The organism is Halalkalibacter hemicellulosilyticusJCM 9152, from assembly GCF_000513115.1.
In the GTDB taxonomy this organism is placed as follows: Bacteria; Bacillota; Bacilli; order Bacillales; family Bacillaceae_D; genus Halalkalibacter; species Halalkalibacter hemicellulosilyticus.
Window position 1 is genome coordinate 228556 of the sequence record NZ_BAUU01000001.1, and the last position, 19910, is coordinate 248465.

Here is a 19910-nt window from a genome sequence, read left to right on the forward strand (position 1 = left end):
AATGAGTCAAACAAAAAGCGCAAAAAAAGTACAGGTTGCTTATGTTTCTGATCTATCGATCGGAGTAGGGAAACGAGTAAAGGTAGCGGATGAAGAAATCGCATTATTTAAGCAAAAAAATGGAGATGTTTATGCCATTCAAAACAGCTGTCCACATAAGGGAGGGCCATTGTCAGAAGGGATTGTAAGTGGTGAACATGTATTCTGTCCATTGCATGATTGGAAGATCAATATGAAGGATGGACGCGTTCAAGCACCTGATGAAGGCTGTGTGAAACGCTATGATGTTGAAATTAAAGATGATGCTGTTTTTATAAATGTGTAAGTTTATAAGTGCTCAAAGAGGTTATTTGCCTTTTTGAGTGCTTTTTCTATTAAAAAAACGTAATTGAGTGTATTAAGGATGGAGGAGCTATGAAAAGGTATATTTCGGATTTTAAAGTGACTACTTGGAGGGGAGCGGAGCACTTCCGCTAAAATAATTGCAATTAAATAAACGTTTAATTAAATTCGTTAAAGTTGCTATATGCTTTAGGTTATAATAGGATCAATAGCAATTGGAGAGGGTGATTTCATTGAAAAAGGGCTTATCAGGCAAGAAGATCGTATTGGCTGCTTCGCGGAAAACAGAAGAAATGAGTGTACTAGTAGAAAAGCAAGGTGGAATCCCTCTTGTACGTTCATTACAGGGAACGGTTTTTCAGGCTGACGGTGAAGTGAAGCCTATCTTAAAAGAAACCATTCAAAATGGGTTTGATTGGGCAATTTTCACAACGGGTATAGGTACACAAGCATTAATAAATATTGCAGAAGAACTGTCATTAAAGGAAGACTTTTTAACTCAGCTTAATAAGGCAAATGTGGCAGCAAGAGGCTACAAAACGTTTGCTGTTTTATCGAAACTAGGGTTGAAGCCTGATGTGAAAGATGAAGACGGAACGGTTGCTGGACTCATTGAGCAATTAAAAGGAATCTCGTTTGCTGGTAAGCGAGTGCTTGTCCAACTACATGGAGAAAATGTTCCAAGTTTAATTGCGTTCCTGCAAAAAGGAGGTGCTACTGTTATTGAAGTACTACCTTATCAACATGTTCCACCCGAAAAGAAGACAATGGATCAATTGATAGCAGAACTTAAGCAAGGGAGGTAGATGCAATTTGTTTTACATCTGCGATCCAAGTTCGCTCTTTCTTTCATTATTTGTCTGAAAATCAGTACGCAAAATGGCTTGTAGAGACATTAAATGATAAGGTCATCGCAGTTGCGGTCGGAAAAGTGACGGCTGAAGCTTTGGAAGAGGAAGGCGTAACCCGTATTGTATATCCAGAATTGGAAAGAATGGGTGCAATGATTTTAGAAGTATCTCGATATGTGGAAAAAATGGGTTAAAGGACACCGGAAAAGTTTTAAAGAAAATTTTTCCGGTACCCTTGTCTTTTCTAGTGTTTTAGGAGATGTAAGAGCTTCTAAGATTATTTTCAAACGTTTCATCGGAGGAAGTAGGCGGATTCGAAGGAGTCGTTGTCCTCGCTCGTTACACGTTTTTCTGAAAGAACCCCACTTTCAGAAAAACTGAAAACCGCTGTAACGGCTCCACGCGCCGCTATAAAAAAAGACTGCTGTGCAGTTTTTCTTTATTTGTAATAATGGGAAGGGGAAGGGAATGAAAGCCTCGTTATACACATCAATTACAAAAGTACATGAGTCAGCCGTTTTAATTAAGTTAGGATCGACATTAAATCAAGAGACTCACGCAAAAGCGAAAGCGGTAACATCGTTATTAGAAGCCAGTCACTTTGAGTGGCTTATCGAAGTTGTACCGTCGTATACATGTGTTATGGTTTATGTAAATCCTTTGATGGTCGTATTAGAAAGCCCATTGGACTTTATAATTCAAGAAATAAAGCGATGTTTACAGGGGAAATTAAGTCAACAAGCAAAGGGGGGGTTAGTCAAAATCCCAGTCGTTTATGGTGGAGAATCTGGACCAGATTTAATTACATTAGCGGAGTATCATAAGCTGACACCTGCTGAAGTGATCTCGCTTCATTCAGATCGAATATATACGGTTTATATGATCGGCTTCACACCGGGTTTTCCATATTTAGGAGAGCTAGATCAAAGGCTTGTCACGCCACGAAGAGATCAACCGCGGTTAAAGATTGCTCCTGGTTCTGTGGCAATTGGGGGAGCCCAAACAGGGATTTATCCAATTGAATCTCCTGGTGGTTGGCACATCATTGGTCGAACTCCTATAACGTTATTTCATAGCGAAAGAAATCCAGTCACATTGCTACAAGTAGGTAATCATGTTCAATTTGTACCAATTGATGAAAGTCAAATTTGGTTATATGAGGAGGGTGAATATGACTATTGAAATAGTGAAGGCTGGTCTTTTGACAACTGTTCAGGATACTGGAAGAATTGGATTTCAAAAAGCGGGGGTTAGTATAGGAGGAGCAATGGATATAGACGCTATACAAATAGCGAATGTCCTTGTAGGGAATGATGAGAATGAAGCTGCTTTGGAAGTAACGATGACTGGGCCAACTATGCAATTTAATGAGTCTGTCATGTTTGCCATTACCGGTGGAGATCTTTCGCCAAAATTAAATGGAGCTCAAATCCCGTTAAATCGACCGATTATTGCGAAGAGGGAGATGAACTTTCCTTTCATCAAATCAAAGATGGATGTCGTGCTTATATTGCCTTTGCGGGAGGCTTGCAAATAAACAAGGTTATGAATAGCTACAGTACATATTTAAGAGCTGGAATTGGAGGGCTTGACGGACGACCTTTAAAAAAAGGAGATCGGTTAATATGTAGACAACGGAACAGACGATCTGAAGGTCTTTATACGTTGCTCACAAGTCAAAAACGAAGGATCGCACAATGGAGAGTCTCATCTCGTTTGTGTATGAATACTCATTCCAACTGTATTCGCGTGATTCGTGGGAGACATTATGATTTGTTTTCGCCAGAAAGTGTCCAAATCCTATGGAATAGCTCATACACAGTCACGACTGAAGCGGATCGTATGGGGTATCGGCTTAAAGGAAGTCCTTTAACATTAAAAAAACAACAGCAATTGTTATCAGAGCCTGTATCATTTGGTACAATCCAAGTACCTGGAGATGGAATGCCGATTATACTAATGGCTGATAGTCAAACGGTTGGTGGATATCCTATTATTGGTCAGGTAGCAGCGGTTGATCGATCGAAGCTAGCTCAAATGAAGGCAGGAGATTGCTTTTTTCTTAAAGAGATAGACATGAATACAGCTGGGCAGTTATTTAGAAAAAAACAAGAACATTTAGGTGAGCTAAAAGCAAGTATTTATGCAAAATGGATAGATGGAGGAGTTTGATGTGTTAACAGTTGATTTGAATGGCGATGTAGGTGAGAGTTTTGGTGTTTATAAAGTTGGGAATGATCGCTTACTAATGAAAGAAGTGACCTCTGTTAATATTGCATGTGGATACCATGCAGGAGACCATAATACGATGGCGCAAACGGTTAAGATGGCTGCGGAGCAAGGTTTAGAAATTGGTGCGCATCCTGGTTATCAAGATTTGATCGGCTTTGGACGACGATCGATTCAAACGACACCTGAGGATATCTATCATATGATTGTATATCAAGTGAGCTCGCTTAAAGGGTTTTGTCAGTTGTTTCAGGTGCCATTAAAGCATGTAAAGCCACATGGAGCGTTGTATAATGAAGCTGCGATTAATCGGGAAGTTGCAGATGCGATTGCACAAGCAGTCGTAGATTGTGATTCCTCGCTCATTTTATACGGTCTTGCAGGAAGTGAATTAATAGAGGCTGGCCAAGCTAAGAATTTAAAAGTTGCCAATGAAGTATTTGCTGACCGCACGTATCAAGGTAATGGGACGCTGACGCCTCGTCATTTTGGTGAAAAAGCAATCATTCAAGATGAAGAGGTGGCAGTAGCGCAAGTATTGACGATGTTGAAGGAAAGCAAAGTTTTGTCTATTGATGGGAAGTGGGTACCCATTTCTGCGGATACGGTCTGTATACATGGTGATAATGATGAAGCTGTACAGTTTGGGAGGCGGCTACGGCATGAACTTGAGCAAGAGGGGATTACTTTGGCCCCAGTAAGCAGTAATAGTTAATAAATAGTCAATCTTATGCCTCGTAAGTAACTGTATAATTTTTTAAACTATAAGGAAATGAAAAAGGTGATTCATTATGAAACTGTCGAATAAAAAGCTTTTTGCATTAATTGCAGGCCTAACCGTTTTATATGGTATTTTGTATTGGACATTAGGCGGGTATTTGGTCAATTAGTAATAAGTAGGCTGATTCAAAAGCAAAGTTGTTATTTTAAAAGAAGAATAAAAAGGGTGAATGCGCCGATTTGAAATGCACTTTGCTTCCAAGGGCACCTAAAAAGTTTAGAAGAAAACTTTTTAGGTGCCCTTCGCTTCTTGTAGGAGCAGAGAGCAAAAATTCACTTCGCCCGACAAAACAAGTAATCCTTTTACATATTTCCTGGGGAATGTCTGGCATTTACTTATAAACTGACAAGCTGATGTAAGAATGCCGTCGCAATACCAAAATAAATCATTAAAGAGAAAATATCATTTAATGTAGTAATTAAAGGACCAGATGCGACCGCTGGATCTACTCCGAAACGGTACAATAAGAGCGGAATGATCGTTCCTGCTAATGTTCCGACGATCAGCGTTACAAGTAATGAAACACCGACAACAAAACCTAAGTACATATTCTGGTCTTGCCAAAGAAAAGCAATTAAAGATATAAGTACACCGCAAGTGATCCCAATGATAATACCGACACGCAGCTCACGTAAAATAAGTTTAAATGCTGTTTTTCGATCGACGTTTGTCGTCACAATCCCACGAACGACGACGGCTAGTGACTGAGTTCCCGTGTTTCCAGTCATTCCGGCAATCATTGGCATAAAGAAAATAAGCGCTACAACTTGTTCGAGTGTTTCTTCAAAACCACTAATAATACTTCCTGAAACAAGTCCAATAAATAATAACAATACAAGCCAAGGTAATCGTCGCACTGCAGCAGTCGTAGCCTTTGTATGGAAATCGATATCTTTACCGGAAGCAGATAATTTCTCAATATCTTCGTTCGCTTCTTTTATAAATACATCAATGGCATCATCGACGGTAATAATTCCTAATAATTTATTACGGTTATCTACAACTGGCACCGCAATGAAGTCATAGCGTTCAATCGTTTGGGCAACTTCTTCTTGATCATCATCTACATGAACAGATACGACACGATTGAACATTAAATCCTCAATGACTTCGTGCATATCAGCAATAAGTAAATCCCGATAAGAAACAACTCCAACTAATTGCTTTTCTTCATTAATCACATATAAATAATAGATATTCTCGGAAAAGTGGGCATATTCCTTTAGTTTATCAACAGCTTGTCTTACCGTTTGGTCTGCATGTATCCAGACAAACTGGTTGGTCATTAGTCCACCTGCAGTATCGGCAGGGTAACTCATTAAGGACTGAATGTGTTGTGAATCCTCTTTTTTCATGACATCAAGAAATTCTTGGATTTTATCAACTGATAGTTCATTTAATAAATCAGCAAGGTCATCATTGTCCATTAAGTCCATAACTTTAGAGGAACGTTCTATACCAAGCTTATGTAAAATCTCAATTTGCATGTCATGGTCTAATTCTTGAATAAGATCGGCAATTTGATCAGGTGTAAGAAACGTAATAAATTTATGATGGTGCTTCTCAGGTAAACCTTTATATAATTGAGCGACATCATATGGGTGGAGTTCATCGAGTATTTGTTGTAAGGCACTTTTTTTTGTCTCTTTTAAATACTTTATGACCAATACAAGCAACTGATCTTCTGTCATATTTGCTATCATATAGCATCAGCACCTCCTCTAGTATGTACTAACTTTACAAGAAAATTGCGTGCTTGACTACCTATTAATATAACCTATTAAACGAGAGGATATTTTCAAACTTTTTCTAAAATTATCGTGAAGGTGTTGACAGTGATAAGTAAAATCAATTAAGATTATGATAATGATAATTGTTATCAATTGAAAGGGGAATAAAATGTCTTCGTTATTAATAGTAGGAGCAGATCGTCTTGGTTCGATTCCAAAGAAGCTTGAAGAGCTAGGGTTTGATGAAATCATTCATTTGAGTGGACGCAAAGTACAGATGGTAAAAAGGAGAATTCCGGCTCATGTTGATTTGATCCTTGTACTGACGGATTTCATTAACCATAATTTGTCAAGTGCCCTAAAGAAAAAAGCAAGTGAGCAAGAAATTCCAATTTGTTATGCTAAGCGGTCATGGTGCTCAATTTATCAAGCAATCGATGACTGTGAAATCCATTGCGCGTATAAAAATGAATGTGCACACTATCAGCAAAAAAGTAGGGGATGAACACCGATGAGACCACACACGACATTCATGTATCAATACAGAAAATTAATCATGAACCCGTTTATGAACAGCGAAGGAAGTATACATAATCAGTTAAGTTGGCAGCAAACAGTTCAGTCAAGTGTGAATCGCATTGTCTTTCATTGTTCGAGCAATTCGGTTACGACGTTTGAGTTTTTGAAAAAAGTATCAGAAGAATGGGAAGTCTTGAAGAAGTCCAAATTTCATTCTAAAAGGCACTTTCATTTGGTGCTCGTACCATTAACTGACCATTTGTTAAAATGGTTTCTAGCAAAGAAAATGAGTGCTGAGTTGAAAAAGATTGATAGTGAAACAATGCTTTTTATTGAGAGTCAAGAACCATCATCTTTTGCTGTTCAAAAAATGATGGTTGGTGTAACAGAATGCGTCTTTGAGGATTTTTGCATTATTGTTAGTATTTATTGTAAATATAAATTTGGTCGTAAGCCTACGGTTATTGAAGTGTATGATTTGTTACATGAAAAGAAATTTATATGGAAAGAGGGGAGGTAGGATGCTAGGTTCTAAATCGATCATCCTACTTTTTTCATTATATTTAAAAAAGTCTTGAGAGAATACCGATGATAATAAGCGCAGCTAAAGCAATCCACGCGATTCGAACCATTAATTGTTTCTTCTTTGCTCGTTGTTGCCACCTGTTTGGATTAAAGACAGGTTCGCTAGGTTCTGTGTATGCTGCTCTTTGCATGTAATAAGGTTTCACGCCGACTAAGAAGAGAGGAGCGATAGCTGCACCTGAGATTAAGCCGAATAAGTGGGCGAGTATATTAATATTTGAATAAGCAAAAGTCATGATTAGTCCAATAATTAATATCGTCACCACAATTTGTCCGCTGTTACGATCCATTAAGTCTTTGCGGTTAATGACAATGTACAAATAGAAACCAAGTACCCCGTAGATAGCACCTGATGCTCCTAAGTGAGAGTAATTAAGTGGCTCTAAAATAAAGGTCGCTATATTTGCAATGATGCCCGTTAATAAGTAAAAAATGATGAATTTAACGGAACCTAGCATTTTCTCAGCGGCGGGTCCGAAAATAACTAATGAGAATGTATTAAATACAACATGTGTCAAACTTAAATGCAAAAAGATGGGTGTGACAAGTCGCCAATATTCCCCATTTGCGACAGCTAAATTAAAACCTACTCCAAAGTATTGAATCCATCCTCCAAAAGGTAAAAAATTCATCCAAGCAAATAAAATTAAATGTATGGCCGCTAACGTAGTAATAACTGGGTAATTCTTCCTAAAAGAGTAGAAGCTTTCATGACGAATAAACATAACTCATCTCCTTTCTATTTGCTATTATAGCAGAGAATCGGCATAATTCCTTACTATAGACTATGTAAATGAATGGGGAACATTCATAAGTAGAAATGAGGGAAATGATGATAAAAGGAATTGGGATTGATATTGTTGAAATCGAACGAATCGAACAAATAGTCAATCGGAAGTCAAAGTTTGCTACGAAAATTTTAACCGAAAAGGAGCATGAATTGTATCAAACGCTAAAAGATAAGCGACAGTTAGAATTTCTAGCTGGACGATTTGCGGCGAAGGAAGCATTCGTTAAAGCGGTGGGAACGGGTATTTCTAAGCAATATAGCTGGCATGATATAACGATTATGAGAGAAGAATCCGGTAAGCCTGTAATGGAAGTGAAGGGAGTAGAGGGCCATCTCCATCTTTCAATTTCACATAGCCGTTCCTACGCGATTGCTCAAGTTATTATTGAAAGCTTGTAAAGCTAGTCTGCATATTGCCTAAGGTTGTCTCATATAGTTGTAGTGCGAATAGAAGAGGAGAGTCATTCAGCGTCTAATCATTGACTATAATGCAGTATCTACACAGTGCATTCCCAGTCATGCACATTAAGGTAGAGATGAACAGCAGCAAGCAAATGACGTGATGAATGCATTTGATCTTCTTTCAAATGAGACAAAGGGGTGAAGGCATGAGAAAAGTAGTGTGGTTTGTTACAACAGGCTTGTTACTTGCCATAATTCTTGCAGGTTGTGGTGAAAAAACACAGGAAGACATTATGACAGATTTAGAAAAGAAACATTCTGATATGACTGGGTATAAGTTGGAAGCAACAATGACATTGGAAACTGGACAGGAGCAGCAACAATACTGGGTTGAGGTTTGGCATCAGTCAGATAGCCATTATCGAGTAGCTTTAGAAAATGAGAACAAGGATCAAAGTCAAATTATTTTACGAAATGATGATGGAGTGTTTGTGTTAACACCTGCCTTGAATAAAAGCTTCCGTTTCCAAAGTGATTGGCCAACAAACGGTAGTCAAGTTTATTTATACGAATCGCTTATTCAAGACATTTTAATGGATCCAGAGCGTTCCTTCCAGGCGGATGAGGATCATTATGTATTCCAAACGAATACGAATTATCAAAATAAAAATTTGCACACACAGGAAATTAAGTTGAATAAGAAAGATTTAGAGCCGGTTGAAGTAAAGGTGATGAATGCTGATCTAGAGGTGCTGGTTACTTTGCAATTTACGAGTTTTGAGTGGAACGCCTCCTTTAATGATGGTGACTTTGATACAGAAAGAAATATGAATGGGGCGCAAATGGGTGATGAGCCTGCGATGGCGGAACCGACTGAACCGATGGCTGTCCATTATCCTTTATTTACACCAGATGGTACACAATTAGCTTCCTCCAAGAGTATAGGGTCAGAAGGGGAGGAGCGAGTTGTTTTAGAATATAGTGGAGAAAAGCCATTTACGATTATTCAGGAACAGAGTCGAGTCGTTCCAGCTTCTACACCAATGAATATGAGTGGTCAAGGAGAGCCTGTTGACCTCGGCTTTACAATTGGTGTGATGACAAATGAATCTTTGACTTGGACATACAATGGTGTGGACTTCTTTATGGCATCTGAACATTTGGATGCTGATGATATGATCGCAATTGCGAGCTCTGTGTATGGAACGGAAGAAAAGTAAGGCTTGAGACTCGGCGTAATGCTGAGTCTTTTTTTCAAAGGTAAGAATTTTTCGGGAAGGAAATATGAGAAGAACTGAAGAAGCTAGAGAGACAATTCAATGAAGGGTGTTGGCTGCACTCGTTGCTCGCTTGATACGAGAATACCACTCGTTTTAAAGGTTTGATTGTAACCTAATGAAAGAATTATGGTAAAATAGAGGGACTAGACATTTGTTTAGGTATGAGTAGAGTTTCATTGGAGGATCATAGAATGAGTAAGGAATTCTATAGAGATACATGGGCAGAAATCGATCTTCGTGCTATTCGTCATAATATGAAGTCGGTCTGTAATCTCTATCACAATCGTGGACGAGATGTAAAGGTTATGGCAGTTGTGAAGGCGAATGGATACGGTCATGGTGCTATTGAAGTGGCAAAAGCAGTGCTTGAGAGTGGGGCAGCTTACTTGGCTGTCGCTTTATTAGATGAAGCAATTGAATTAAGGGAAGCCGGGATTGAAGCGCCAATTCTCGTAATGGGACGTATTAGACCAGAGGATGTGACAATTGCCATTCGTTATCGAATCACTGTTACGGTCTTTCAATTAGAGTGGTTGCAGGAGGCAAAGCTTCATATTGGTACTGATCAGAAATTATTCATTCATATAAAAATCGATACTGGCATGGGGCGGATTGGTGTGCGTTTGAAATCTGAACTTCTTCCGATCGTTTCGTTTATTTCGAAACATCCGAACATGGAATTAGAAGGGGTATTTACACACTTTGCAACTGCAGATGAAAAAAATACTGACTATTATGAAACGCAACAAAAACGTTTTCTCAATGTGTTGAAATGGATAAAGGAGCTAGGTGTCCATATACCCCTTATTCATAGTGGAAATAGTGCAGCGGGGATGCGTTTTCCGGATCATACATTTAATATGTTTAGATTTGGTATATCTTTATATGGCTTAACACCATCATTAGAAATAAAAGAAGAACTACCTATCGAGTTAAAGCCAGCATTTACGCTTAAAAGTCGATTAACGCATGTTAAAAAGCTTCCTGCAGGCGAAGCAATAAGTTATGGGGCGACTTATCAAACAGAAACAGATGAATGGATTGGGACAATACCAATTGGTTACGCAGATGGCTGGATTAGAAAAAATAGTACAAACAATGGGGAAGTGCTTGTGAATGGGGAGCGTGTCCCTTTAGTTGGACGGATATGCATGGATCAATGCATGATTCATCTTAAAGGGGCGGTTGAGGTTGGAACAGTTGTGACATTAATTGGTCATGACCATAATACGTCAATTTCAGTTGATGAAGTTGCCCAAAGGCTTGAGACAATTAATTATGAAATTGTTTGTATGATTGGAATGCGAGTTCCGAGAGTTTATATAAATTAATTTGAATTGACTTTGCAAATGGTATTGGCAAATGGTATGATTAATTTTGGAGATAAATAGGCTATAAGCTAGTTCGTGTAATGGTGGATGCTGGGGGTGGATGTTTGTGTCAGAACAGAGTACAGAGCGGATTGTTATTAATTTGCCACAACATTTGTTGAACGAGGTGGACGGTATGATCAAGCAAGAGAATGTCGATCGTAGTGAGTTTATTTCACAAGCAACTAAGATGTACCTTCGTGAGCGGAAGAAACGTCAAATCCGTGAGACGATGCAGCAAGGTTATATGGAAATGGCGAAAATTAACTTAAATATCGCTTCAGAATCTTTTCTTGCCGAGGAGGAAGCAGAGAATACCCTCGATCGCTTAGTGAGCGGGGTGTAGCCTTTGATGGTCAAACGAGGTGATGTATATTTTGCTGATCTTTCTCCTGTTGTAGGATCTGAGCAAGGAGGGGTTAGGCCTGTCCTTATTATCCAAAATGATATTGGGAATCGTTTTAGTCCTACGGTGATCGTAGCAGCGATTACAGCACAAATTCAAAAGGCGAAGCTACCGACACATGTTGAAATTAATGCAAAGCGTTATGGCTTTGATCGTGATTCGGTTATCTTGCTTGAACAAATACGTACAATTGATAAACAACGATTAACAGATAAAATTACTCATCTAGATGATGATATGATGAATCGAGTAAATGAAGCCTTATTCATCAGTTTAGGTCTTATTGATTTTTAAATCGAACGAGAAGCTCCGCTATGCGGGGTTTTTTTGCGTATAAGAATATTTATAAATCGATAAATCAAAACGTGACTTATAAGTGACATTACCCGAAAATAAGCTAAGTAAAACGAATGTAACAAAATTGTAAAGCGCAAAAATCTTTGCAACGAAACCGGTGTCATGAAATAATAATGGTATCGAAATGGAAGGGGAATGGAGTTATGCAACCTTACTTAGTATCGTTTGTTTCAAGAAATCGTGAAGAAATACTTGAAAAGTGGGATGAGCAGTTAAAGGGAATTAGAGAGGAAAATTATTTAGATTCTATTTCAGACTCAGTCTATGAAAATACGAATCAAACGTTTATGAATTACATTGTTAGCATGGCTAACTTAGGTTCAGCAGAAGCGAAAGTGAAAATAAGTGACTTTGCTGATGAATATATACAAAGTGGTTGGCCTTTAGCGTATTTCACTCAAGGCTTACAAGCGTTTCGTAGAGTGATTGTTGATGTTTACTCTTCTAGTAGTGCAAATATAAAAGAGTTTATGGAGGTGTTTCATGACCTTGAGGAGTGGACGAGTGGGATCATCAATCAATTAGTCTCTGATTACACCGGTTCATGGGAAACTATTTTCGAAATGCAAAAGCTTTCTCTATTAGAATTATCGGCACCGCTTATTCCTGTATTTGAAGGGGTAACGGTTATGCCGTTAATCGGAACGATTGACACAGCACGAGCAAAGCTCATTATGGAAAATTTATTAGAAGGAGTTATTGAGCATCGTTCGCAGGTTGTTCTGATCGATATTACTGGAGTACCAGTAGTAGATACAATGGTTGCTCATCATGTTATTCAAGCATCTGAAGCTGTTCGTTTAGTAGGATCGACCTGTATCTTAGTGGGAATACGCCCTGAGATCGCTCAAACGATTGTTAACCTTGGTATAGACCTTAGTGAATTCCCTACTAAGAGTACATTGAAGAAAGGGATAGAAACGGCATTCGAGTTTGTTAATAAAAAAGTAGTTGACCTTTAAAAAGGAGGGCGGAATTTATGAGAATACCAATATTAAAATTAAGTCATTATTTGTTAGTCAGCGTTCAAGTTGAATTAGATGACCAAACGGCGCTGCAATTTCAGGAGGACTTATTAAATAAAATTCATAATGAAGGCTCATTAGGAGTAGTTATTGATTTAACTTCTGTAGATATGATCGATTCATTTATCGCGAAAGTGTTAGGTGATGTTGTTGATATGTCTGGATTAATGGGGGCCAAGGTTGTTTTGACCGGGATACAACCAGCTGTTGCTATAACCCTAATTGATATGGGGATAAAGATGCAAAATGTTGAAACAGCGTTGGATTTAGAGCAAGGTCTTGAAAAACTCCAACTAGAATTGGAGGAGTGAAGATGAACGAACAACCCTGTGTAGAAATAAAAAATGAATGGGGAATTGTTGCAGCTCGACAAGCTGGTCGAACGTTATCTAAAGAGGTGGGCTTTGGTAGTGTGGATCAAGCAAGAATTACAACAGCGATCTCAGAGTTAGCTCGTAACATATATTTATATGCGAAACGTGGGGAAATTTGCATTCAAAAAGTCGAAAAGAAAAGTCAGATGGCTAAAAAGTATGGGATTCGTGTGATTGCAAAAGATAACGGTCCCGGAATTCCAGATGTAAGACAAGTGATGACGGATGGCTTTACAACTTCTGGAGGAATGGGGGCCGGATTACCTGGTGTTAAGCGTCTAATGGATGAGTTTACGATTGATTCAAATGAAGGCGAAGGTACAACGATTACAACCGTTAAATGGTTAGTGTAATGAAGAAATAAAGGCGACAGGGGGAGTAAAGTGGACAAGAAGGTAACTAGCTTAGAGCAAGAATATTTGCAGATCCTTCAAACATTTCTTCATCAAAAGAGTGAACAAGGCCTCTATCAAGCACAACAGTTTAGTAAACGTCTTTTGGAGGAGCAAGTTTCACCTGAAGAATTTGTTAGTGTTCATCGAACGGTTTTAGTTGAGCTGTTTCCTAATGTGCAAGGTGAAATGCTAGATTCGTTTGACCTGTTACTAGAAGTAATGATGGGATATGGTTTGGCATATCGTGAGCATCAGAGCTTAAGGGATCGACAGCTAGAGTTAGAATCTGAAATTGATGTCGCTGCGAGTATGCAGCAAACATTACTACCAGAGCGAGTACCGCAAACAAGCTCACTTGATATAGGTGTTATTAGTGTTGCTGCTAATAAGATGAGTGGTGATTATTACCATTTTATACAAGAGGAGAATAATAGAGTTGGAGTAGCAATCGCTGATATTATTGGTAAAGGTGTGCCGGCAGCATTATGTATGTCAATGATTAAATATGCTATGGATAGTTTATCGCGGCTCAATCAGCAGCCTAGTGTGATGCTTGAAAATGTGAACCGTGTTGTTGAACAAAATATAAGTGATAATATGTTTATTACAATGATGTACGGATCTTATGATATAAATGAGCATTTATTTTATTATGCAAGTGCAGGACATGAGCCAGGCTTCTTTTATGATGCGAATAATGATGCATTCGAAGAGTTGTATGCAAAAGGGATGGTTCTTGGTTTAGCAAGTGGGACGGCATATAAAGAATACGAAAAGCCTTTAAATGTTGGAGACTTTGTTGTACTGCTTTCAGATGGAGTAACAGAATCTAGAAATCAAGATCGCTTCATTGAAAGGGAGGAAATTGTGAATTTACTTCGGCAAACTATGTATGCATCCGCACAAGAGATGGTCCAGCATGTGTATGAAGAAATGTCGAAGTGGCAAGAGTATGAGCTTAAAGATGATTTTACAATGATTGTTTTAAAAAGAAATGTTTAAGTACTTGTAAGTAGTGGTATGGAGAAACTATATTAGGTATACAAGGGAAAGGGAGTTATGAAACGATGAACCTATCCGTACGATTTGAAAAAAAAGAAAATGAACATAACGTATTTCTTACAGGAGAAATCGATGCTTATACTGCACCTAAATTAAAGGAATCTTTAGCTCCGTTGGCACAATACCATGACCAAGACATCATTATTGATTTATCTGACGTTGAATATATTGACAGTACTGGTTTAGGAATATTTATTGGTGTGTTTAAGGCGATGCACAATCATAACGGTCATTTAAAACTTGTTGGTTTATCTGAACGGATTCACCGACTATTTTCAATAACGGGACTAGACGAAGTAATGACTATTGAAAAGAAGGAGCGAGTGTAAATGAGTCAGCATGAGTGTGATCAAATAACAATGTCGTTACCTGCCAAGCCCGAATATGTAGGGGTGGTCCGTCTAACTGTGTCAGGTATTGCCAACCGTATCGGTTTTTCATATGACGAAATTGAAGATATGAAAATTGCCGTTGCTGAGGCATGTACGAATGTGGTGACGCATGCTTATGAAGGAGAAGGGAAGATGAATGTATCCTTTTCGGTACAACATGACCGATTAGAGGTTGCTGTTGCGGATAAAGGCCAAAGCTTTAATTTATCTGATTTAAAAGACCACTTAAAGCCGGTTGATGCAGATCAACCAGTTGCAGAATTGAAGGAAGGTGGACTTGGCTTGTTCCTTATTAACACATTAATGGATAAAGTAGAAATTAGTAATCAAGCAGGCGTCATTTTAGTTATGACTAAGTTTCTTCACAGAGATGAGGTGGAGCAACATGTCGACCGAATCAATACAACGCAACCAGGGCAATGACGATGTCTATAGGTGGATTGATCAATATCAACAAACTGGAGATCGCGAACTTCAGTTGAAGATTGTTGAGCACTATAAAGGGCTTGTGCATTCATTATCAAGGAAGTTTTCCAGAGGTAAGGATCATGAAGAGGATCTTTTTCAAGTAGGTATGGTTGGCTTGTTGGCAGCTTTGCAACGCTTTGATGGGGAATTTGGCAGGAGCTTTGAGTCCTTTGCAGTTCCGACTATTGTCGGTGAAATTAAACGGTTTATTCGTGATAAGACTTGGAGTGTGCATGTTCCTAGACGTATTAAGGAATTGGGCCCGAAAATAAAAAATGCCGTAGAAGAATTGACAACAGAATATCAGCGATCGCCTCTTGTTCATGAAATTGCTGAACACCTAGGTGTTTCAGAAGAGGATGTACTTGAAACGATGGAGATGAGTCAAAGTTATCAGGCACTATCAGTAGACCGTACGTTAGAAGCCGATCAAGAAGGTGGAGAAACGACGCTGCTTGATCTAATAGGCGAAGAAGAGTCTGGATTTGAAAAAGCTGATCGAAGGATGATGCTCGAGAATGCATTGAAAGTATTAAGTGAGAGAGAGCAGCAAATTATCTACTTTACGTATTATGAGCATCTTAGTCAGAAAGAAACGGGTGAGCGACTTGGTATATCCCAAATGCATGTGTCTCGCTTACAGCGTAAAGCATTGAATAGATTAAAGGAATCGATCAACATCGAAGCTTCGGAGATCTTATAATGATTAACCATTATACAGATGGGAAAACAGAGGTTGTAGCATTAGAAAAAACAAAGCCAGGGAAATCTTGTTGTGGAGATGTACATGCGGTTCTACATACAGATGAATATATGCTATGTACGGTTATTGATGGTTTAGGTAGCGGTGAGGGTGCTCGAAGATCTGCTAACATTGTGATGGACGCAATTGTCCGTTATCAACATCATCCCGTTGATGTTATAGCAGAAAAAGGCAACAAGGACTTGTTATTTGAACGCGGTGCGGTTTTGACGATTATTAAAATTCACTATGAAAAAAAAGAAATATCCTATTGTAATTACGGTAATATTGGCTTTATGTTATGTTTGCCAGATGGTAAGCTCATTCAGCCGATTCCAAAGAGAGGTTATTTATCTGGTAGGAAAAGTGCGTTCAAAATACATTACTTTTCATTTGAGAAGGATAGTGTGTTTTGCTTATATTCAGATGGTGTGAGTGCCCCTTTTAATAAGGAACAACTTTTGTCGATAAAGGAATTAGAAGATGTTTCTTCATATTTGAACTATAGTACAGAGCAAATAAATGATGATGTGACGGTTCTTGTTGGAAGGATAACGGGGTAGTGTGTAAGCTTGTTAGCTAGTTTAAGCTAACGGGCTTTTTTCTTCGTGAAATATATCGTTCATATGCCTTTCTATGGTTGAGGTTTGAGCGAGAAAACGATTAGTTGTGATATGATATGGATAATATGTGTATAAAGAGGTGCTTCTATGAATGAAGAAAAGAAAATGCAAATAATTGCTAAATTAGCCCAGGAATCAAATACAAAAGAACAATATGTGACTCAGCTCATTGAGTTAGTAGGAGAAGGAAATACGGTTCCTTTTATCGCGCGTTATCGAAAAGAGATGACAGGTGGACTTGATGAGGTTCAAATTCGTGATATCGTTGAGAAATGGGAATATGAAAATCAATTGTTGAAACGTCAAGAAGAAGTAGTGCGCTTAATTGAAGAACAAGGGAAGTTAACGAATGAACTACGTGTACAAATTGAATCGGCGAAAAAGCTGCAAGAAATAGAGGACTTATATCGGCCGTATAAACAAAAGCGTCGTACTAGAGCGACGGTAGCGAAAGAAAAAGGGTTAGAACCATTTGCGGAATGGTTGTTTTCTTTGCCGAAATCAGGTGACATAGAAAGTGAATCGAAAGCATACATAAATGAAGAAAAAGAAGTAACGACGATCGAAGAAGTTATACAAGGCGCGCAAGACATTATCGCAGAATGGGTGTCTGATGATGCTGACTTGAGGAAGCGTATTCGTCATCGAGGTTTTTCTGAAGGGAAAATTCAAACGTCTGTGAAAGATCAATCTCTTGATGAGAAAAGCGTGTTTGAAATGTACTATGAATACGATGAAGCGATCCGAGCGATCGTACCACACCGTATCTTGGCGATGAATCGTGGTGAGAAGGAAGGAATCCTACGAGTGTCATTGCTCTTTCCTAATGAACGGGTGCTCCAAGAAATGAAAAGGAAGTTTATCACTCAGCATTCGATCGTAGAAAATTTGGTCTCAGATGCAATTGAAGACGCATATAAACGTTTAATAACCCCTTCCATTGAGCGAGAAATTCGAAATGAGCTCACAGAAAAGGCTGAGGCGCAAGCGATTCATATTTTTTCTGAGAATTTAAGACATTTATTGTTACAGCCGCCAATGAAGGATAAGGTTGTATTAGGAGTTGATCCAGCTTATCGTACCGGTTGTAAATTGCTGTCGTTGATAATACAGGGAAAGTGCTGGATATAGCCGTTGTCTATCCTACTCCGCCGAGAAATGAAGTAGAGAAAGCATCAGCTGTCGTGAAACAGTTAATTGAGAAGCATTCGGTAACGATGGTTGCGATAGGGAATGGGACGGCATCAAGGGAAACAGAACAATTTATCGCCGACACGATGAAAGAAATCGACCGTGAAATCTATTATCTTATTGTTAATGAAGCGGGTGCGAGTGTTTATTCTGCATCGGACATAGGGCGAGAGGAATTTCCTCATTTGCAAGTTGAAGAAAGAAGTGCAGTCTCCATTGCGCGAAGGCTACAAGATCCTCTAGCGGAATTAGTGAAGATTGATCCGAAGTCGGTCGGTGTTGGCCAATATCAGCATGATGTCTCGCAAAAGAGTTTGTCTGAATCTTTGACATTCGTTGTTGAAACGGTTGTTAACCAAGTCGGTGTGAATGTGAATACAGCATCGGTTGCGCTTTTACAATATGTAGCAGGACTTTCGAAATCTGTAGCGACAAACATTATTAAACAGCGTGAAGAGCTGGGACGGTTTACGGATCGGAAGCAGTTAAAGAAAGTTCCGCGTCTAGGTGCGAAGACGTATGAACAAGCGATTGGTTTTTTGCGTATTATTGATGGGGCACAACCGTTAGATGCTACGGCTATTCACCCAGAGAGTTATAAGGGAGCGCAAGAGTTGCTTAAACGAGTCGGCGCTAAGGCTGATGATATTGGTAGTGAAAAAGTGAAGCTTAATCTGCAAAATATTGATATGCAACAAACTGCCGAAGAGATGGGAGTTGGTGTTCCGACTTTGCGCGATATTGTTGAATCACTTATTCGACCTGCGCGTGATCCACGTGATGAAGTAGCTAAGCCTTTACTAAAGCAAGGCGTTTTGCAAATGGAGGATTTAATGGCGGGTATGGAATTGCAAGGAACTGTTCGAAACGTTGTTGATTTTGGTGCTTTTGTTGACATAGGTGTGAAGCAGGATGGTTTAGTACATATTTCGAAGCTGACAAATCGTTTTGTGAAACATCCATTAGAGGTTGTGTCAGTTGGAGAAATCGTAACGGTTTGGGTTGATCAAATAGATGTTGGGAAGGGAAGAATTGCTTTAACGATGAAAGAACCTGACAAGCAATGATTGTAATAGGGAAAGCCTGTCTATATCGAGGCAGGCTTTTTCGTATACCTATAGGCTTGACTTGATGGACGTGCGTATTTTTTCTTTGTAATAAAACCAACATTGATTTAAAATCTTTATTTGAGTACGATCTTTGCGCAAATAGCTCGCCTTAATTGTTGTCTCAGCCAGTTAGGCATGAGGATCAACTCCTTAGCATCTCGGTTTTTATTAGTATATGTCAGGAAGGTTGTCAATGTTGAAAGGTAGTGGAAATATGGATAAGCATAAGAAGTGGTTAAATGAAAACAGCCTTCAAAAATTAGTGGAAGAAATATCTTTAACATACTTTAATCGGCCATTCCAGCATCGCGCGCTGTACAATAATAGGCTTCGTACAACAGGAGGAAGGTATTTGTTGCATTCTCATCATATTGAAATTAATCCTAAACAAGTTATACATTTCGGTTATGAAGGACTTGTAGGTATTATTAAGCATGAGCTTTGTCATTATCATTTACATATAGAAGGTGAAGGGTACAAGCATCAGGACCGCGAATTCAAAAGCTTAATGAAAAAGGTTGGGGCACCGCGCTATTGTGATATGATTCCAGGGATGAAGAGGGAACACAAAGCTACCCATGTTTATCGGTGTCTCGGATGTTCCTTGGAATATGTAAGAAAAAGAAGGATTGATACGTCCAAATTCGTCTGTGGGAAATGCCGTGGGAAATTGCAAAAAAAATCTTGAAATGGTATTGATAGATGAAGTTGTATTATGATATATTATAGAGGTCGCTGAAATAAGTGCTTTTTTTGGTTGACATGTTAAAGTTGACTGTTTATAATACTTTAAGTCGACATTCGTTGATTATTCCACAGTAGCTCAGTGGTAGAGCTATCGGCTGTTAACCGATCGGTCGTAGGTTCGAATCCTACCTGTGGAGCCA

The 19910-nt window shown here is 38.8% G+C and carries 22 protein-coding genes, 1 tRNA gene and 3 pseudogenes; 23 read left to right on the forward strand and 3 right to left on the reverse strand.

The window, feature by feature from the left end:
* Nucleotide 1: 1 nt before the first annotated feature.
* From nirD to JCM9152_RS01020, 5 genes and pseudogenes are all read left to right on the forward strand, one after another.
* Nucleotides 2-325: a nitrite reductase small subunit NirD gene (nirD, locus tag JCM9152_RS01000; protein ID WP_035339874.1), complete on the forward strand. Its 324-nt coding sequence runs from the start codon at nt 2-4 to the stop codon at nt 323-325.
* Nucleotides 326-575: 250 nt separating this feature from the next.
* Nucleotides 576-1387, forward strand: a pseudogene (locus JCM9152_RS01005) (uroporphyrinogen-III synthase).
* A gap of 274 nt (nt 1388-1661) precedes the next feature.
* Nucleotides 1662-2375, forward strand: a complete 714-nt coding sequence (pxpB, locus tag JCM9152_RS01010) for a 5-oxoprolinase subunit PxpB (RefSeq protein ID WP_035339876.1) — start codon at nt 1662-1664, stop codon at nt 2373-2375.
* Between the two features lie 85 nt (nt 2376-2460).
* A pseudogene (locus tag JCM9152_RS21180) lies at nt 2461-3365 on the forward strand (5-oxoprolinase subunit C family protein).
* Nucleotide 3366: 1 nt separating this feature from the next.
* Nucleotides 3367-4137 carry a LamB/YcsF family protein gene (locus JCM9152_RS01020; protein WP_035339878.1) on the forward strand — a complete coding sequence of 257 codons (771 nt, stop codon included), beginning with the start codon at nt 3367-3369 and terminating at the stop codon, nt 4135-4137.
* Nucleotides 4138-4538: 401 nt separating this feature from the next.
* Here the strand turns inward: JCM9152_RS01020 and mgtE are convergent, their stop codons facing one another.
* Nucleotides 4539-5906 carry a magnesium transporter gene (mgtE, locus tag JCM9152_RS01025; RefSeq protein WP_035339880.1) on the reverse strand — a complete coding sequence of 456 codons (1368 nt, stop codon included), beginning with the start codon at nt 5904-5906 and terminating at the stop codon, nt 4539-4541.
* Between the two features lie 196 nt (nt 5907-6102).
* Here mgtE and JCM9152_RS01030 point away from each other — a divergent pair, with 196 nt between their 5' ends.
* Both JCM9152_RS01030 and JCM9152_RS01035 read left to right on the forward strand, forming a co-directional pair.
* Nucleotides 6103-6438, forward strand: a complete 336-nt coding sequence (locus JCM9152_RS01030) for a DUF2325 domain-containing protein (protein ID WP_035339882.1) — start codon at nt 6103-6105, stop codon at nt 6436-6438.
* Between the two features lie 6 nt (nt 6439-6444).
* Nucleotides 6445-6972, forward strand: a complete 528-nt coding sequence (locus tag JCM9152_RS01035; RefSeq protein WP_035339884.1) for a hypothetical protein — start codon at nt 6445-6447, stop codon at nt 6970-6972.
* 43 nt (nt 6973-7015) lie between these two features.
* Here JCM9152_RS01035 and JCM9152_RS01040 read toward each other — a convergent pair whose 3' ends face one another.
* Entirely contained in the window at nt 7016-7762 is a 747-nt protein-coding gene (locus JCM9152_RS01040; RefSeq protein ID WP_035339886.1) for a rhomboid family intramembrane serine protease, read from the reverse strand.
* Between the two features lie 107 nt (nt 7763-7869).
* On the opposite strand from JCM9152_RS01040, the gene acpS reads away from it, so the two are divergent.
* The 14 genes and pseudogenes from acpS (at nt 7870) to JCM9152_RS01110 (ending at nt 18981) form a co-directional block, all read left to right on the forward strand.
* Entirely contained in the window at nt 7870-8226 is a 357-nt protein-coding gene (gene acpS, locus JCM9152_RS01045; protein ID WP_035339887.1) for a holo-ACP synthase, read from the forward strand.
* Between the two features lie 209 nt (nt 8227-8435).
* Nucleotides 8436-9449 (forward strand): LolA family protein, encoded by a 1014-nt coding sequence (locus JCM9152_RS01050; RefSeq protein ID WP_035339889.1) that lies wholly within the window; start codon nt 8436-8438, stop codon nt 9447-9449.
* A 251-nt stretch (nt 9450-9700) separates the two neighbouring features.
* The gene (alr, locus tag JCM9152_RS01055) at nt 9701-10840 is read left to right on the forward strand and encodes an alanine racemase (RefSeq protein ID WP_035339891.1); all 1140 of its coding nucleotides are present in this window, start codon (nt 9701-9703) and stop codon (nt 10838-10840) included.
* Between the two features lie 100 nt (nt 10841-10940).
* Nucleotides 10941-11225 (forward strand): CopG family ribbon-helix-helix protein, encoded by a 285-nt coding sequence (locus tag JCM9152_RS01060; RefSeq protein ID WP_035339893.1) that lies wholly within the window; start codon nt 10941-10943, stop codon nt 11223-11225.
* A 3-nt stretch (nt 11226-11228) separates the two neighbouring features.
* A complete protein-coding gene (locus tag JCM9152_RS01065; protein ID WP_035339895.1) occupies nt 11229-11579 on the forward strand; it encodes a type II toxin-antitoxin system PemK/MazF family toxin in 351 nt (116 codons plus the stop codon).
* Between the two features lie 206 nt (nt 11580-11785).
* Nucleotides 11786-12604, forward strand: coding sequence for an RsbT co-antagonist protein RsbRA (rsbRA, locus tag JCM9152_RS01070; protein WP_035339897.1), 819 nt, complete (start codon nt 11786-11788; stop codon nt 12602-12604).
* Between the two features lie 17 nt (nt 12605-12621).
* Nucleotides 12622-12978: an STAS domain-containing protein gene (locus JCM9152_RS01075; RefSeq protein WP_035339899.1), complete on the forward strand. Its 357-nt coding sequence runs from the start codon at nt 12622-12624 to the stop codon at nt 12976-12978.
* Between the two features lie 2 nt (nt 12979-12980).
* Nucleotides 12981-13394, forward strand: a complete 414-nt coding sequence (locus JCM9152_RS01080; RefSeq protein ID WP_035339900.1) for an anti-sigma regulatory factor — start codon at nt 12981-12983, stop codon at nt 13392-13394.
* Nucleotides 13395-13424: 30 nt separating this feature from the next.
* Nucleotides 13425-14438 carry a PP2C family protein-serine/threonine phosphatase gene (locus JCM9152_RS01085; protein ID WP_035339902.1) on the forward strand — a complete coding sequence of 338 codons (1014 nt, stop codon included), beginning with the start codon at nt 13425-13427 and terminating at the stop codon, nt 14436-14438.
* Between the two features lie 65 nt (nt 14439-14503).
* The gene (locus JCM9152_RS01090) at nt 14504-14827 is read left to right on the forward strand and encodes an STAS domain-containing protein (RefSeq protein WP_035339904.1); all 324 of its coding nucleotides are present in this window, start codon (nt 14504-14506) and stop codon (nt 14825-14827) included.
* Nucleotides 14828-15313, forward strand: a complete 486-nt coding sequence (gene rsbW / locus JCM9152_RS01095) for an anti-sigma B factor RsbW (protein ID WP_035339906.1) — start codon at nt 14828-14830, stop codon at nt 15311-15313.
* Nucleotides 15276-16061 (forward strand): RNA polymerase sigma factor SigB, encoded by a 786-nt coding sequence (gene sigB, locus JCM9152_RS01100; RefSeq protein ID WP_035339907.1) that lies wholly within the window; start codon nt 15276-15278, stop codon nt 16059-16061. Before rsbW ends, sigB begins: the two co-directional genes overlap by 38 nt.
* Nucleotides 16061-16663 (forward strand): SpoIIE family protein phosphatase, encoded by a 603-nt coding sequence (locus JCM9152_RS01105; protein WP_035339909.1) that lies wholly within the window; start codon nt 16061-16063, stop codon nt 16661-16663. The genes sigB and JCM9152_RS01105 overlap by 1 nt, the downstream gene beginning before the upstream one ends.
* Before the next feature lie 165 nt (nt 16664-16828).
* Nucleotides 16829-18981, forward strand: a pseudogene (locus JCM9152_RS01110) (Tex family protein).
* A 48-nt stretch (nt 18982-19029) separates the two neighbouring features.
* Here JCM9152_RS01110 and cmpA read toward each other — a convergent pair.
* Entirely contained in the window at nt 19030-19122 is a 93-nt protein-coding gene (gene cmpA, locus JCM9152_RS22245; RefSeq protein WP_369384503.1) for a cortex morphogenetic protein CmpA, read from the reverse strand.
* A 94-nt stretch (nt 19123-19216) separates the two neighbouring features.
* On the opposite strand from cmpA, the gene JCM9152_RS01115 reads away from it, so the two are divergent.
* Together JCM9152_RS01115 and JCM9152_RS01120 are read left to right on the forward strand one after the other, a co-directional pair.
* Nucleotides 19217-19711 (forward strand): SprT family protein, encoded by a 495-nt coding sequence (locus tag JCM9152_RS01115; protein WP_235715585.1) that lies wholly within the window; start codon nt 19217-19219, stop codon nt 19709-19711.
* Nucleotides 19712-19835: 124 nt separating this feature from the next.
* Nucleotides 19836-19910 (forward strand) — tRNA-Asn (locus JCM9152_RS01120).